The organism is Streptomyces sp. WAC 04229 (genome assembly GCF_003947455.1).
Classification (GTDB): domain Bacteria; phylum Actinomycetota; class Actinomycetes; order Streptomycetales; family Streptomycetaceae; genus Streptomyces.
Map to the genome: position 1 here is coordinate 45071 of NZ_QHJH01000005.1, position 16389 is coordinate 61459.

At 73.3% G+C, this 16389-nt stretch carries 11 protein-coding genes; 6 read left to right on the plus strand and 5 right to left on the minus strand.

Features of this window, described 5'->3' with window-relative positions; translation table 11 throughout:
- Window positions 1-9: 9 nt before the first annotated feature.
- A complete protein-coding gene (locus tag DMH12_RS02415; protein WP_125489851.1) occupies window positions 10-1017 on the minus strand; it encodes a DUF3048 domain-containing protein in 1008 nt (335 codons plus the stop codon).
- A 198-nt stretch (window positions 1018-1215) separates the two neighbouring features.
- Between DMH12_RS02415 and DMH12_RS02420 the strand changes: the two genes are divergently transcribed.
- Entirely contained in the window at window positions 1216-2406 is a 1191-nt protein-coding gene (locus DMH12_RS02420; protein WP_125489852.1) for a zinc-dependent alcohol dehydrogenase, read from the plus strand.
- 24 nt (window positions 2407-2430) lie between these two features.
- Here DMH12_RS02420 and DMH12_RS02425 read toward each other — a convergent pair whose 3' ends face one another.
- On the minus strand, window positions 2431-3498 hold the full coding sequence (locus tag DMH12_RS02425; RefSeq protein WP_125489853.1) for an ATP-dependent DNA ligase: 1068 nt from the start codon (window positions 3496-3498) through the stop codon (window positions 2431-2433).
- Between the two features lie 74 nt (window positions 3499-3572).
- Between DMH12_RS02425 and ligD the strand changes: the two genes are divergently transcribed.
- Complete coding sequence (gene ligD, locus DMH12_RS02430; protein WP_125489854.1) at window positions 3573-4613, plus strand: non-homologous end-joining DNA ligase; 1041 nt, start codon at window positions 3573-3575, stop codon at window positions 4611-4613.
- Here ligD and DMH12_RS02435 read toward each other — a convergent pair.
- Entirely contained in the window at window positions 4600-6789 is a 2190-nt protein-coding gene (locus tag DMH12_RS02435; protein ID WP_125489855.1) for an OmpL47-type beta-barrel domain-containing protein, read from the minus strand. The genes ligD and DMH12_RS02435 overlap by 14 nt on opposite strands.
- 14 nt (window positions 6790-6803) lie before the next feature.
- Complete coding sequence (locus tag DMH12_RS02440) at window positions 6804-9281, minus strand: ThuA domain-containing protein (protein WP_185832107.1); 2478 nt, start codon at window positions 9279-9281, stop codon at window positions 6804-6806.
- A 199-nt stretch (window positions 9282-9480) separates the two neighbouring features.
- Here DMH12_RS02440 and DMH12_RS02445 point away from each other — a divergent pair, with 199 nt between their 5' ends.
- Window positions 9481-10509, plus strand: coding sequence for a multicopper oxidase domain-containing protein (locus DMH12_RS02445; RefSeq protein ID WP_125489857.1), 1029 nt, complete (start codon window positions 9481-9483; stop codon window positions 10507-10509).
- 77 nt (window positions 10510-10586) lie between these two features.
- Window positions 10587-11639, plus strand: coding sequence for a LacI family DNA-binding transcriptional regulator (locus DMH12_RS02450; protein WP_125489858.1), 1053 nt, complete (start codon window positions 10587-10589; stop codon window positions 11637-11639).
- Window positions 11640-11703: 64 nt separating this feature from the next.
- Here the strand turns inward: DMH12_RS02450 and DMH12_RS02455 are convergent, their stop codons facing one another.
- Window positions 11704-12489: a VOC family protein gene (locus tag DMH12_RS02455; RefSeq protein WP_125489859.1), complete on the minus strand. Its 786-nt coding sequence runs from the start codon at window positions 12487-12489 to the stop codon at window positions 11704-11706.
- A gap of 188 nt (window positions 12490-12677) precedes the next feature.
- Here DMH12_RS02455 and DMH12_RS02460 point away from each other — a divergent pair, with 188 nt between their 5' ends.
- Complete coding sequence (locus DMH12_RS02460; protein WP_122620628.1) at window positions 12678-12923, plus strand: WhiB family transcriptional regulator; 246 nt, start codon at window positions 12678-12680, stop codon at window positions 12921-12923.
- Window positions 12924-12997: 74 nt separating this feature from the next.
- A complete protein-coding gene (locus DMH12_RS02465; RefSeq protein WP_125489860.1) occupies window positions 12998-16363 on the plus strand; it encodes a hypothetical protein in 3366 nt (1121 codons plus the stop codon).
- Window positions 16364-16389: the final 26 nt, after the last annotated feature.

Sequence of the window (16389 nt, forward strand, 5' to 3'; positions counted from 1 at the left end):
GCCGACGGCTCAGGAGCCGCCCGCGAAGACCACCCACACCTGGCCCTCGGCGAAGTTCAGCGCGGCGCCGTCGCGGGTGGTGAACGTCGTGCCGTCGGCGGCCGTGCCGCGCGTCCAGGTGGCGTCGTACGTCCGGCCGTCGCGCAGCACCTCCGCGCGGCCCGAGCCCACCGACTCGACGTAGGGGGAGTTGCTGCCGCGGAAGTCGCGGAAGGCGGAGTCGCGCACCGTCACGTGCTGCACGACGACCGTGGCCGGCGCCGGGCCTTCGCCGTCGGCCGCGGCGGCCGGTGAGCCGTCCAGGGAGACCAGCCACCGGTCCCGGCTCTCCGACCAGGTGAAGGTGAAGCTCGTCGCCGGGTAGCGCACGGTGCGGGAGGGCTCCGCCCGGCCGCCCTCGGGTGCCTGGCCGAAGGTGAACCCCGTGGTGAGGGCCCCGGCGCCCGCGGGCTCGGCCGGCAGCTCGCCGGGCCGCAGGTAGAGGTTGTGCGGGGCCTGCCGGTCGTCGTCGCGGACGTAGGCGTCGGGTGCGTCGCCCGGTGTGACGGCGCGCAGCGGAGCCTCCTCGATGAGCGGCAGCAGCTTGCTCTGGGCGCCGGAGAACGCCAGCGTCGGCCGGTCGAACTGGCGCAGCAGCTCCAGGTCCGACTCCCGGGCGCTGCGCACCGGCCCGACCTCCTCGGGCAGCCGGGTCGCGTAGAGCGCCATCAGGCGGCTCAGCCCGCCCTCCACCGGCTCCGCGTAGACGACGTCCGCGGCGTCCAGGCCGGTCTGGGGCCGGGCCTCGGGCGCGTTGTCGACCTTCACGGCGAGCACCGGGCCGGTGGCGGGTGCCGAGGTGTGCGAACGCTCCGGCTCCGGCGCCCGTCCGTTGTCCTTGCCGCCCGTCCCGCCCGACCCGGCCGTGCAGCCCGCGGCCAGCGCGACGGCCGCCGCCATGGTCACCAGCGCCGCGCCGCGCGCCCGTCGTGCCACCCGTGTGCCCCGTCCGCGCGTCTGTTGTCGCATGCCGGTCATCCGTCCGCCCGTCCCGTGTCATTGATTGTGCGCCTTGTGCAGCATTCAGTGCCATACATGACTGATTCCGATAGGGCACGCGGAACGGGGCAGATAATCCGCTGTTCGGTCGAAACGCCCGCCCGGTTCGGCGGTGGAGCCCCGGGTACCCGGCCGCCACACGGACTGACGCGAAAGGCGACAGAGGGAGCGCGGGCGATGAAGGCAGTGACATGGCAGGGCAAGCGGGACGTCCGGGTCGAGGAGGTGCCCGACCCGCGGATCGAGGAACCGACCGACGCGGTCATCCGCGTCACCTCCTCGGGGCTGTGCGGCTCCGACCTGCACCTCTACGAAGTACTCACGCCGTTCATGACACCGGGCGACATCCTCGGCCACGAGCCGATGGGCATCGTCGAGGAGGTCGGCTCCGAGGTGACCGGCCTGAAGCCGGGCGACCGGGTCGTGGTGCCGTTCCAGATCGCGTGCGGGCACTGCTACATGTGCGGCAGCGGCCTGCCGACCCAGTGCGAGACCACCCAGGTCACCGGCGAGGGCATGGGCGCCCCGCTGTTCGGCTACACCCGGCTGTACGGGGCGGTACCCGGTGGTCAGGCCGAGTACCTGCGCGTACCGCAGGCCCAGTTCGGACCGATCAAGGTGCCCGAGGGCCCGGCCGACGACCGCTTCGTCTACCTCTCCGACGTGCTGCCCACCGCCTGGCAGGCGGTCGCCTACGCCGACATACCGAAGGGCGGCAGCATCGCCGTGCTCGGCCTCGGCCCGATCGGCGACATGGCCTGCCGGATCGCGCTGCTCAAGGGCGCCGGCCGGGTGTTCGGCGTGGACCTCGTGCCGGAGCGGCTGCGGCGCGCCCGGGAACGGGGCGTGGAGACCTTCGACCTGCGGGCCTTCGACAACGAGAAGGAACTGGTCGCCGCGGTGCACGAGGAGACCGGCGGCCGCGGTCCCGACGCCGTGATCGACGCGGTCGGCACCGAGGCGCACGGCGGGACCGTGGCCAAGCTGGTCCAGCAGGCCGCCGCGGTGATGCCCCGGTCCATCGGCGGCCCGCTCGCGGAGCGGTTCAGCATCGACCGGCTCAGCGCCCTGTACACCGCGATCGACCTGGTCCGCCGCGGCGGCACCATCTCGCTGTCCGGCGTGTACGGCGGCATGGCCGACCCGATGCCCCTGCTGACCATGTTCGACAAGCAGCTCCAGCTGCGCATGGGACAGGCCAACGTCCGCCGCTGGAGCGACGAGATCCTCCCCCACCTGACCGACGAGGACCCCCTCGGCGTCGACGACTTCGCCACCCACCGGGTGCCGCTGGCGGACGCGCCGCACGCGTACGAGATGTTCCAGAAGAAGCAGGACGGCGCGGTCAAGGTGCTCATGAAGCCGTGAGCCCCGGCCGGCGGGGAGGAGCCCTCACGGTCCGCCCAGGATCTCCGCGAGGTCGTAGCGGACCGGCTCCTCCAGCTGGGCGTAGGTGCAGCTCTCCGGCGTCCGGTCCGGGCGCCAGCGGCGGAAGCGGGCCGTGTGCCGAAAGCGCGCCCCGTTCTCCATGTGGTCGTACGCCACCTCGACGACCCGCTCCGGTCTCAGCGGCACCCAGGACAGGTCCTTCTTGCCCGACCACCGGCTCGGTGCGCCCGGCAGCCGCGCCCCCTCGTGCGCCGACTCCTCGGCCCAGGCGGCCCACGGATGGCCCGCCGCGTCGTCCATGCGCAGCGGCTCCAGCTCCTCCACCAGCTCGGCCCGGCGCTTCATCGTGAAGGCCGCGCTCACCCCCACGTGCTGGAGGACGCCCCGGTCGTCGTGGAGCCCGAGCAGCAGCGAGCCGACCACGGGACCGCTCTTGTGCAGGCGGTATCCGGCGACGACCACGTCCGCCGTCCGCTCGTGCTTGATCTTGTACATGGCCCGTTCGTCCTGCCGGTACCCCAGGTCGAGCGGCTTGGCGACCACTCCGTCGAGCCCCGCGCCCTCGTACCGCTCGAACCACTGCCGGGCCACCTCGATGTCGTCCGTCGCCGGAGCCACGTGCACGGGCGGCGTCACCCCGGACAGCGCCCGCGTCAGCAGCGCCCGCCGGTCGGCCAGCCCCACGTCGAGCAGGGACTCGTCGTCCAGGGCGAGCAGGTCGAAGGCGATCAGCGAAGCAGGCGTCCGCTCGGCCAGCATCCGCACCCGGGAGTCCGCCGGATGGATCCGCTCCGTCAGCGCGTCGAAGTCCAGATGCCCCTCCCGCGCGATCACGACCTCCCCGTCCACCACGCACCGCTGGGGCAACCGCTCCCGCACCGCCGCCACCAGCTCCGGAAAATACCTGGTCAACGGCTTGCCGGTACGGCTCCCCAGTTCCACCTCGTCCCCGTCCCGGAACACGATCGCCCGGAACCCGTCCCACTTGGCCTCGTAGTGCATCCCCGGCGGAATCTTCGCCACGGACTTGGCGAGCATCGGCTTCACGGGCGGCATGACGGGAAGGCGCATGGTCCGACTGTATGAGCGCGGTGTCGTCCCCGCCTGATATGCGAAGCCGAGACCGTGCGCCTACCGTGGCTCGCATGGCGGAAGCGGTGGAACTGGAGGCGGGCGGCCGGACCGTGCGGCTGTCCAGCCCGGGGAAGGTGTTCTTCCCGGAGCGCGGCTACACCAAGCTCGACGTGGCCCGGTACTACCAGGCGGTGGCCCCCGGCATCCTGCGCGCCCTGCGCGACCGCCCCACCACCCTGCAGCGCTACCCGGACGGGGTCGGCGGCGAGTGGTTCTACCAGAAGCGCGCGCCCAAGGGCATGCCCGACTGGATCCCGACCGCGCACATCACCTTCCCCAGCGGGCGCAGCGCCGACGAGATGTGCCCCACCGAGGAGGCGGCGGTCCTGTGGGCCGCCCAGTACGGCACCCTCACCTTCCACCCCTGGCCGGTGCGGCGCGCCGACGTCGACCACCCCGACGAACTGCGCATCGACCTGGACCCGCAGCCCGGCACCGACTACGACGACGCCGCCCGCGCCGCCCACGAACTGCGCGCGGTACTGGAGGAGTTCGGCGGACTGCGCGGCTGGCCCAAGACCTCGGGCGGGCGCGGCATCCACGTCTTCGTGCCGATCGAGCCGCGCTGGACCTTCACCCAGGTGCGGCGCGCCGCCATCGCCGTCGGCCGCGAGATGGAGAGGCGGATGCCGGACCGGGTGACCATCAAGTGGTGGAAGGAGGAGCGCGGCGAGCGCATCTTCATCGACTACAACCAGACCGCCCGGGACCGCACCATCGCCTCCGCCTACTCGGTGCGCCCCCGCCCGAACGCCCCGGTCTCCGCGCCGCTGACCTGGGACGAGGTGGGCGTCGCGCACCCGCAGGACTTCGACATCACGACCATGCCCGCGCGCTTCGCCGAACTCGGCGACGTGCACGCGGGCATGGACGACCATCGGTACTCCCTCGACGCCCTGCTGGAACTGGCGACGAAGGACGAGCACGAACACGGACTCGGCGACCTGCCGTACCCGCCCGAGTATCCGAAGATGCCGGGGGAGCCCAGCCGGGTACAGCCGAGCCGGGCCAGGAAGCACGCTCCCGGCCCGGACGGGCCTACAGCTCCTTGATCCGGACGTCCCGGTACGAGACGACGTCCGTCGTGCCGTGCACCTGGAGTCCGACGTAACCGGAGGCGAACCGTCGCCCGTCCGTGCCCGGGTCGTCCGAGCGCGGCGGCGTGAAGTCCTGGCCGCCGGTGTTGTCGAACTCGTTGATCAGCACGCCGTTGCGGAAGACGGAGTAGTGCTGGTCGACCACGCGGATCTCGTAGTCGTTCCAGGTGCCCTTCTCCGTCACCCCGGCGCCGGCCAGACCCACCCGGTCGAAGCCGTAGAGCGAGCCGGTCTTGTACATGTCGCCGGTGGGGCCGTCGAAGACCTGCACCTCGTGGCCGTACTTGATGGCGACCCACTCCGGCCGGGACTCCTCCGGGTGGTCGTGCACCTGCGGGAAGCGCACGAACACGCCGCCGTTGGTGTTGGCGGTCCCCGCCGCGTCGTCCCGCCACTGGAGCTTCAGCGAGAAGTCGCCGTACTTGCGCTCGGGGAACCACAGCATGCCCATGCCGGGCGTGGTGGTGCTGGACGTGATCGACCCGTCCGCGTTCAGCCCGAACGAACCGCCGCCCACCTGCTGCCACTTGGCGAAGGACGCCTGGGTGCCGTCGAGGATCGTGCGGTAGCCCTCGGTCTGGCCGGGCGTGCCGATCCCGGACTGGCGGGCGGCCTTGTTGATCGCCTTGACCTCCCGGCCGTCGACGACCCCCTCGTCCCGGAGGGTGTCCAGCACCTCACGCACGTGCTTGAGGAAGAGCTGCTGGGACGACCACTCCTTCTCGTCCTCGATCATCTCGTTGATCCGGCACCGGTTGTTGGTGACCCGGTTCGGCACACCGGTGTCCACCGTGCCGACGATCACCGTCTGGCGCTCGTCGAACTCCGGGCAGGGCGGCCCCGGAACCTGGCCCGCCACCACGGTGAAGCTCACGCTCACCGGCTCGGAGGTGTTGCCGGCCTCGTCGCTCGCCCGGTACGCCACGGTGTGCCGTCCGACGCGGTCGACGACCACGGGAGCGGAGTACGCCAGGTAGGGCCCGGCGTCCAGCGAGTACTCGACACCGGCGACGCCGGAGCCGCCCTCGTCCGTGGCGCTGACGGTCACCTTCGCGCTGCCGACGTACGCGCCGTCGGAGTTCTTGGTGCCGTCCACGGTCGCGCCGGTCACCGGCGGGGTGGTGTCCTGCGGGGGAGCGGCGGCCACGGTGAAGTCGACGCTCTTCTCGGCGGCGACGTTGCCCGCCTTGTCGGTGGCCCGGTAGCGGACCGTGTGCTCGCCGACCTCGTGCACCATGACGGGCGCGGTGTACGCCTGCCAGGCGCCGTCGCCGACGGCGTACTCGATGGTGTTGACGCCGGAACCGGTGTCGGAGGCGGTGACGGTCACCGTCGCCATGTCGATGTAGGCGCCGTCGGGGTTCTTCTCACCGCTGACCGTCGCCGAGGTCTCCGGCGGCGTCGTGTCGTCGGTGTCGGGCGCGACCACCGTGAAGTCGACGCTCTTCTCGGCGGCCGCGTTGCCCGCCTTGTCGAACGCCCGGTAGCGCACCGTGTGGTCGCCGACCTGGTCGACCACGACCGGCGTGGTGTACGGCTGCCAGGCGCCGTCGGCGCCGATCGCGTACTCGACCCGGTCGACGCCGGAGCCGCCGGCCTCGTCGGTGGCGGCGACGGTCACGCTCGCCGAACCGACGTACTGCCCGTCGGCGTTCTGCGTGCCGCCGACCTCGGCCGAGGTCTCGGGCGCGGTGGTGTCGTCGCCACCGCCGCCCTCGGTCACGGTGAGCACGCCCGTCATCTGGCCGTGCCCGGGGATCGTGCAGTGGTACTTGTACGTGCCCGGGGTCAGGGTGACCTCGGCGGTGTGCTTGCCGCCCTGGGCGTCGCCCGGGTTGGCGAGGATGTTCAGCTGGACGTCGCTGTTGTACTCCGGGTCGCTGGTGACGAACGTCAGCGTGTGCGGCATGCCGGTGGTGTTGCCGGTGGCCTCACTGTTCTCGAAGACGATCGTGGCCGGTCCGGCCACCGCCGTCTCCGGCGCGGACGTGTACTTGGTGATGTCGTCGCCGGCGGTCCAGGTCAGGACCTGGTCGGCCGCCTCGGCGCGCGGAGCCGGCCGCCCGTCCTGGGCGGACGCCGTCTGCAGTCCGAGCATCATCAGCAGCCCGGCCAGCAGCGCGGCCCACATTCTTCGTTGGCGTATCACTCGGTCCCCCTGGCCAGTTGTCCGGCGGCCGGCGTCGGACCGCCGCCCTCGTAGGTGACCCGCCACAGCGCCGACTTGGCGTCGGAGGTGAAGAAGCCGCGGCCGTAGTCCAGGACGTACAGCGCGCCGTCCGGGCCGAACTTCCAGCCCATCAGGTTCTTGATGCCGTCGTTGCCGATCGGCACGATCTTCTTCAGGGACTCCGAGTGCACCGGCAGACCGCCGTCGCCCTGGGTCTTCGGGTCCATCAGCACCGCGTTGCGCGGCTGGTCGGAGTCGTAGAAGTCACCGACGAACCACTTGCCGTCCCAGTACGCGGGCCACTTGGTCGCACTGGTGCTGTCCGCGTCGTAGCGGTAGACTGGGCCGTTCATCGCGGCCTGGCCGCCGCCCTTGAGCCAGGGCAGCTTGTACGTGGCCTCGTCCTGCTTGTACGACGGGATCCCGTTCTCGTCGCGCGGGAAGTCGGGGCCGCCGCCCTGCGGCGAGTACCAGATGTTGTTGCCGGTCACCGGCGGCAGGTTGACCAGGCCGTCGTTGTTAGGCGACTCGTTCTTCGGGGCGTCGCAGTCGTACCAGCCCAGCGGCTTCGACGGGTCCGGCAGGTTCCGGTCCCGGTACGGCTGCTTGTTGCCCATGCAGTACGGCCAGCCCCGGTTGCTCGCCTTGGTGATGGTGGCGAACGTGTCGTACTTCGCCGGGCCCCACGTGGTCGAGGGGGCGCCGGCGTCCGGGCCGACCCAGCCGGCGTAGAGGGTGTCGGTGGCCTTGTCGACGGAGATGCGTGCCGGGTTGCGGACGCCCATCACGTAGATCTCGCCCCGCGTCTTGCCGCCGCCCTCGGCGGTCTCCTTGCCGGTGAAGAGGTTGCCCTCGGGGAGCGTGTAGGTCCCGTCCGGCTCCGGGTGGATGCGCAGGATCTTGCCGTTGAGGTTGTTGGTGTTGCCCGCGGTGCGGCGCGCGTCGGCGAAGGACACGCCCTTGAAGTTGGGCTGCGGGTTGTTGCCGGAGTAACCGTCGCTGAAACCACTGGAGTTGTTGTCACCGGTGGCGATGTACAGGTTCCCCTTGGAGTCCCAGGCCAGCCCGCCGCCCGCGTGGCAGCAGCTGTGGATCTGCACCGGCCACTTCAGCAGCACCTTCTCACTGCCCAGGTCCAGCTTGTTGGTCGCCTGGTCGAGGGTGAAGCGCGAGACGCGCCGCTCGGCCATGTGGGTGTCGCGGTTGATCTGGGAGTGCGGCGTGTAGTGCAGGTACACCCAGCCGTTCTCGGTGAACCTCGGGTCCAGCTCGATGCCGAGCAGGCCCTCCTCGACCTTGACCAGCTCGTCGCCGCCGCCCTTGTTGCCGAAGACGGTCAGGGCCCCGGCCAGGGTGACCTTCTTGGTCTTCGGGTCGTAGACGTGGATCTCGCCCTTGCCCTTGCCGATGTCGGGGTTGTTCCAGTCGGTGATCACCGGCTGGGAGGAGTCGGCGCCGCCGCGGCCGATGTAGAACACCCGCCCGTCGGGCGCGGTGACCAGGCCGTGCGGTTCGCCGATCTGGTCGTTCTGGCCCGCCTGGTTGGGCTGGGTCAGCCGCTCGGCCTTGTAGTTGCCGTTGATGGTGGCCTTGCAGTCGGCCTGCGACAGCCGCGACGTCCACAGCAGGGCGCCGCGCAGGTGCGTGCGGAACTCCGTCTCGTCGTACGACGACTCGGTGCCGCCCATGCCCGTGTAGAAGGACCGGCCGCCGTCGTAGTCCCGGCACCAGCTGACCGGGTGGTCCCAGCCGTTGGCGCTCTCCCCGGGCGCGTACGTCGACTCGCGCACCCGGGCGACGGTGTGCACGTCACCGGACGGGTTCTGCTGCCAGTTGAGCCACTCGTCGGGCCGCTTCCACTCCGCCGGCAGGTCCTTGGTGGCCGGATGACGCCGGTCGCCGACCTCGACGGTGGCCCGCTGGACCTTGGTGGGGCTGGAGGCCGCCGGGCGGGCGCCGACCAGACCGGTGAACCAGTCCGAGTACGGCTCCGCGCGGGCCGCGTCGTGGACGCCGACGAATCCGCCGCCGGCCTCCATGTACGCCTCCAGGCCCGCCTCCTGCGCCGGATCGAGGACGTCGCCGCCCCCGGTCAGGAACACGATCGCGTTGAAGCGGCCCAGCCTCTTCTCGTTGGTGAAGACCGAGGCGTTGTCCGTGGCCTCGACCGTGAAGCGCTCGTTCGCCGGGCCGGACTGCCCGATCCGCTCGATGGCCGCGATTCCCGCGTTCACGACCGGCGACTCCTCGCCGGACGCGGCGGAACCGTAGAACACCAGCACACGCACGTTGGAGCCGCCCGGGGGCGACTTGATCGACATCGTTGTCAGGGACGGGTCCGGCGCCGGACGCGCGCTGGCCGTCGGGCCAGCCAGCAGTCCCGCGGCGACGAAGCCGGCGGTGGCGAACGCCGCCCATCCTCTTCTTCTCGCGCTCAACCCTCTCAAGGGCATGGGCACCTCCTCGGTCACGGCAGCAGCGCCAAGGAAGCTAGACCTCTTTGCGTGGTTCGCCAATAGGTATGACCGGGATCCAACGAACTTTGTCCTGAGTGTGGATAAACGCGGCGCCAACCGGTACGGTCCCACAGGCTCATCACAGCCAATCAGAAATACGGCTCCGCAAATTCCGGATCAGCGTGGGGAGTTCGGCATGGACAGGCGAGGCTTCAACCGACGGGTACTGCTGGGCGGCGCGGCCGTCGCGACATCGTTGTCCATCGCTCCGGAGACCGCGGGCGCCGCCGGTGATGCCAAGGCCGTCTCCGCGAAGACGGCGCTGGCCGGGGGCGAGGTGAGACACATCAAGATGTACGCCGAGAAGCTGCCGGACGGTCAGATGGGCTACGGCTTCGAGAAGGGCAAGGCGTCCGTCCCCGGGCCCCTGATCGAGCTGAACGAGGGCGACACGCTGCACATCGAGTTCACCAACACCATGGACGTGCGGGCCAGCCTGCACGTGCACGGCCTGGACTACGAGATCTCCAGCGACGGCACCGCGATGAACAAGAGCGACGTCGAGCCCGGCGGCACCCGCACCTACACCTGGCGCACCCACAAGCCGGGCCGCCGCGCGGACGGCACCTGGCGCTCGGGCAGCGCCGGCTACTGGCACTACCACGACCACGTGGTCGGCACCGAGCACGGCACGGGCGGCATCCGCAACGGCCTCTACGGCCCGGTGATCGTGCGCCGCAAGGGCGACGTGCTGCCGGACGCCACGCACACCATCGTCTTCAACGACATGCTCATCAACAACCAGAAGCCCCACACCGGTCCCAACTTCGAGGCCACCGTGGGCGATCGCGTCGAGATCGTCATGATCACGCACGGCGAGTACTACCACACCTTCCACATGCACGGTCACCGCTGGGCCGACAACCGCACCGGCATGCTCACCGGCCCCGAGGACCCCACCCAGGTCATCGACAACAAGATCACCGGCCCGGCGGACTCCTTCGGCTTCCAGATCATCGCGGGGGAGGGGGTGGGCGCCGGCGCGTGGATGTACCACTGCCACGTGCAGAGCCACTCCGACATGGGGATGGTGGGGCTGTTCCTGGTGAAGAAGACCGACGGCACCATCCCGGGGTACGACCCGCACGAGCACGCCCACGGGGGCGGCGAGCAGACCGCGAAGGCCCCCGAGCAGGCCGCGAAGGCCCCCGAGCACCACCACTGAGGGCGGCCCCGAGCGCCCTCTTCCCGTCCGGCGGCTGCGGCTATCCTGAGCCGCAGCCGCCGACGAGGAGCCCTCAAGTGAGCGAGACAGTGCCCCGCCCCACGCTGGAGGCCGTGGCCGAGCGGGCCGGGGTCTCGCGGGCCACCGTGTCCCGCGTGGTCAACGGGGCGCACGGGGTGCGCGACGCGCTCGCCGAGCGGGTCCGGCGCGCGGTGGAGGAACTCGGGTACGTGCCCAACCAGGCTGCCCGCAGCCTGGTGACCCGACGGCACGACGCCGTCGCCGTCGTCGCCGCCGAGCCGGAGACCCGGGTCTTCGCCGACCCCTACTTCGCCCAGCAGCTGCGCGGCATCAGCAAGGAACTGACGGCCCACGACAACCAGTTGGTGCTGCTGCTCATCGAGGGCCGCGAGGACCACGCCCGCGTCGGCCGCTACCTGGCCGGCGGCCACGTCGACGGCGCCCTCGTCTTCTCCCTGCACCTCCACGACCCGCTGCCCGGCCTCGTACGCAGGGCCGGGGTGCCGACGGTGTTCGGCGGGCGCCCCGACTGGGAGGACGACGGGGACGACGTGGTGTACGTCGACAGCGACAACCGCGGCGGTGCCCGCGCGGCCGTCCGCCACCTGGCCGCCCTCGGCCGCACCCGGATCGCGCACATCACCGGCCCGCTCGACCAGACCTCCGCCGCCGACCGGCTTGCCGGCTTCCGCGACGTCCGGGCCGCCGCCGGCCCGGGGCTGGTCGCGCACGGCGACTTCACCCCGGGCGGCGGCGAACGGGCGATGCGGGAGCTGCTCGACCGCTGCCCGGACCTGGACGCGGTGTTCGCGGCCAACGACCTCACCGCCGCCGGTGCCCTGCGGGTGCTGCGCGAGCGCGGACGGCGGGTGCCGGACGACGTGGCGGTGGTGGGCTTCGACGACATGCTGCCCGTCGCCGAACAGACCGACCCGCCCCTGACCACCGTCCGCCAGGACATCGAGGAGATGGGCCGCCTGATGGCCCGTCTCCTCCTGCGCGGCCCGGCCCCCCGCACGGCCGCCGACGGCCCGGAGACCGCCGCCCCGGAGCCCGGCACCTCCGGCGTCATCCTGCCGACCACGCTGGTCCACCGCGCCAGCGCATGAGCACGCGGCCCGGGCGCCCCGCCTCGCATCCCGAGCCCCCGTCGGCACCGGGGACCGCGCGTCCCTAAGCCTGCCGCGGCAGCGGCCTCAGGATCGCGAAGCGGGCGCCCGACGGGTCGGCGATCCGGGCGACGCGGCCGACGTCCTCGATGTCCGTCGCGGCCATCGGCACCGTGCCGCCCAGCTCCCGGGCCCGGGCGACCGCGGCGTCCGTGTCCTCCACCGCGAAGTACGGCAGCCAGCCGGTCTCCGTCGGCTCCGGGTCGTCGGCGAGTGGGACGACACCGCCGAACATGGCGTCCTCGCCCTGACCGCCCGGGTTGACCGAGGTGTAGGAGCCACCCGGGAAGGACACCGCCGAGGTCTCCAGCCCCAGGACGCTCCGGTAGTACGCGGCGGCGGCCGCGACGTCCGCCGTGTGCAGCTCGACCCAGCACAGCGCGCCGCTCTCGCCGACCACGCCCAGACCCGGAAGCCGCCCCGGCTGCCAGACGCCGAACGGCAGCCCGGCCCGGTCGGCGAGGATCGCCATGGTGCCCTGGTCCATCACCTCCATCGGTTGCGCGAGGACGCCCCCGCGGGCCTGCTCGGAGGTCTTGGCGGTGGCCCGGGCGTCCGGAGTCCGGAAGTACACCGTCCAGGACGGCGGGCCCTGCTCGGACGCGGTCTCCATGCCGCCGGCCGCGATCCGGCCGTCCAGTTCGAAGAAGCCGTAGCCGCCGGCCTCCGGGCCCGCCGACCTGAACCGCCAGCCGAAGAGGCCGCCGTAGAAGGCGGCGGAGGCGTCGAAGTCGGTCGTGCCGACGTCGACCCAGTTCGGGGCGCCGGTGACGAAACGGGTGGTGAGCATGATCGCCCTCCTCGGAAGGGTCCCGTTGCCTGTACGGCCGAGTCTTCCACCGACCACCGGCCCCCGCTTCCGCGCGCCGCCGTGCGCCGCCGCACGCGGCGGAGGACCATCGGAGCGGGCGCGGTCCCGCCGACGTCGTTGATCCGGCGTTGATGAAATGTTTTTCGCCTCCCGGCACGCTCCTGTCCATGCACATCGAGACGATCGCCACGCCGGACCTCGACTGGCAGGAGGAGGCGCTGTGCGCACAGACCGGAGCCGAGTTCTTCTTCCCCGAGCCCGGCAGTTCCGTGCGGGACGCGAAGCGGATCTGCGCCCTCTGCCCGATCCGCTCGGCCTGCCTGGACTTCGCGCTGAGCAATGACGAGCGCTTCGGCGTCTGGGGCGGACTGTCGGAGAAGGAACGCCTGGAACTGCGCCGCGCCACCCACTGAGCGCGGCCCCCGGTCCGGCCGCCCGCACCGGTAATTCGCTGTGCCGCGCCCGCTCCGGCAGGCAGAATCCCGGCATGGCACGAACCGCGGTCCAGTACGAGGCCGACAGTCTGCTGCACGCCCTCGACCCGCTCGCCCACCCGGCCCGCACGCGCGAACTCGTCGTGCGCGCGGGCGATTCGGACGACCCGCGGTCCCTGCTCGCCGAGCTGGAGACGCGCGGCGCCCACGGACGCCGGCTCGCCGTCGTCGCCGCGTCGGCCGCGGGCGACACCGGGTGGATCGCGGACCGGATCGCCGACCCCGACCCCTACGTGCGCGGTCACGCCCTGCGCGTGGCCGGCAGCCTGGGCGTGCCGGACGCGGCGTTCGAGACGGCCCTCGCCGACGCCCCCGAGACCACCCGCCGCGCCCTGCTGCGCGCCGTCGTGGCCGGCGGGCGCACCGCCCTCGCCGACCGGCTGGTGGACGGGGTGCGCCGCGACCGGGGCGACACCGAGGCCACCCGCCTGCTGCCGGGCTGCACCCCGCCGACGGTCGCCCGGCTGCTGCCCGGACTGCTCTACGCGGTGCGGGCCTGGTCGCCGCTGGCCAAGCGGCACCGCGCGGCCCTCTTCGATGCCCTGGAGCGGGAGCTGACCGCGCTGCCCGAGGCCCCGCGCGACACCTGGTGGCGCCGGTACGCGCACCCGGTGGCTCTCCTCGCGCCCGCCGAACCCGCGCGCGTGCTGCGACTGCTGGAGGAGTACGGGCCGAGCCGCCTGCCGCACGAACTGCTCGGCGCGCTCCCCGCGTTCGCCGCGGCGGACCCCCGGCGGACGCTGCGCCTGCTCCCCACGCCCGCCTGGACCGCCGTCACCGGCGTGCACCGGCTGGGACGCACGGTCCTGTACCGGCTGACCCGGCACGACTCGCCCGAACTCGTCGCCTACGCCCGGATCCTGCTGCCCTACGGCGACCTGCCGCGGCTGCTCAGGGCGCTCCCGCCCGCCCGGCGCCCCGCCCTGTGCGAGGCCGTCCGCGAGGGGCGGGGAGCCGGCGGCGCCGTCCTGGTCGACGAGCCGTTCCTGGAGGTGCTGCCGCGTCCGCACGCCGCCCGGGAGGCCCGGGAGGCCGCCGCACGCGCGCGTGCCGACGGCGCCGGCCCGTTCACGATCCTGGCCGCCGAGTCCTTCCTCCCGGTGGCCGAGGTGCACGACCGGCTGCTGGCGGCCACCGGGCACCAAGACGCCGACGACCGCGCCCGCGCCTGGCGCCTGCTGGTCCGCAACGCCGCCCGCTCCGGCGACCCGGCCGCCGTCACCGCCGTGCTCCGGGACATGGCCCGGCTGGCCAACGAACAGGACCCCGTACGGTCCGCCGCGCTGCGGGCGGCGGTCACCGTCCCGGCCTCCCTGTTCACCGAGGAGGTCGCCGACCTCCTGGACCGCGTCGCCACCGACGCCGTCGCGGCCCGCGACTCCTCGCCCGAGACCCGCCGCCTGCTCAGCACCCTCGCCCTCGGCATCCTGCGCGAGCACGCGGCCGGCGGCACGCGCGCGCTGGTCAACTGGGCGCTGCGCACCCTCGTCCGGATATCCGGCACCACCGGCGGCGCGGACCTCGGCCGCCTCGACCGCACCCTGCGGCGCGGCCAGGAGCACCAGGTGTTCGAGGCGCTTCGCCCGTGGATCGAGGCCGGGGCCGAGAAGTCCGACTACGGCCTCGTCTTCGCGCTCGCCCGCGCGGTGGGCCCCCGCGCCGCCGGGATGCCGGAACTCCAGGACCTGCTCTGGCAGGCCGTCCGGTACGGCGACGACACGACCGCGCGCACCGCGGTCGGCCTGTGGCTCGAACCGCCCGCCACCCGCGACGAACGCGCGGCCCGCGTCCTCGCCCACGAGCCGTCGGCGGCCGTGCTCGCGCCGGTGCGCGACGTGCTCGTGCGGCGCCGTACCGATCTGCTCGACCCGCTGCTCGCCGAGACGCCGCCGTACGGCAGGTTCCTGACCAAGGGCACCCGCTGGTCGCTCCCGGTGGGCGCGCACGAGGTGAGCCGGTGGGTGCCGCGCCAGCAGCTCGCCCTGCTGCGCCGGTGCGCCGCGCGGGCGGCCGACACCGGCCTGCCGCTGCACGCGCGGGCGACGGCCCTGACCCGGGCCGCCGCCGTGCCCGACGGGGGAGCCGACCTCCTGCGCCGCTGGACCGGATCGGCGGAGGTCGTCCTCGCGGAGGCCGCGCTCGCCGCCCTGGCCGGCACCGACCGGGCCGCCGAGTCACTGCCCGAGCTGCTGGCCCACGCGGGCGGCGACCGGGCCCGCGTCGCCGTGTACGCGGTCACCCGGGCGTCCCGGCAGGTGCGGCCGTCGGTCCTCGCCGGCCACCTGCGGGACGTGCTGCGGGCGCCGGACGCCAAGGTGACCGGCCGCAAGGAGGCCGTCCGCCTCGCCGCGGTCCGGCTCCCCGTGCCGGACGCCGCGGCCCTCGTCGCCGAGGTGTACGCCCGCCCGGGCACCCACCGGGACGTCCGCGCCGCCTGCGTCGCCTTCACCGGCGGGCTGCTGGGGCACGAGGAGGTCTGGGAGCTGCTGCACGACGCGGCGGCCGGTGCGCCGGTCCTGCGGGCCGCACTGCTGCGGGCCCTGCCGATGAACCTGCCCGAGGCCCACCGCGCCCGCTACGCGGCCCTGGTGCGTGACGTGGCGGCCGATCCCGCCGCCGACCCGGCCACCGCGATCCTCGCCTTCCAGGCGCTGGCCCGCTGGGCCCCCTGGTCGGCCGAGGCGCCCGGCGTGCTCGCCGGGGCCGTCACGGACCTCGGCAACCGCGGAACCTGGGCCTCGGCCGCCAACGCCCTGATCGGCGCGGCGTCGAGCGCCCCGCACGGCCTCACCGGACTGCTGGACGCCCTGACCACGCTGGCCGGGACGGAGGACGGCGAGGGCAGTGACGCGGGGGAGACCCGGGACCGGCCGTCCCGCCGCCGGATCGAGGCCCTCGTCGCCGGGCTCGAAACGGGAGGCCGGCGCCCCGAGGCGGTCCGCCCGGCCGCCCTGGCCGCCGCCGAGCTGCTGTCCGCGTACGACGCCCACATGGCCCGGGCCGCCGTGCTCGCCGCGCACCACGTGGACCTGAGCGCCGTACCGCCGCGGCTGGACCGGGTGGCCGACCTGGCGGGACCCGACCGCCCGGCGCTGGCGGCGCGGGTCGCCGGCGCCGTGCGCGAGCGACTGGAGGCCCGGGAACAGCCCGGCGACTCCGCGGTGCTGCTCGCCGAGGCCCGGACGCTGGCCGAGCACGGCGGTCACGCCAGAGGGCTGATGGCCGTGGCCGTCACCGGCGCCCTCGGCGACCGCGAGGACTGGCCCGCCCCCTGGCGCGCCACGCTGCGCACCCTGCGCCGCCACCCCGTGCCCGACGTGCGCGACGCGGCGCTGGAGGAGACGACGGCCTACGAGTGACGGATCCGGTCGCGGTCGGCGTTGTC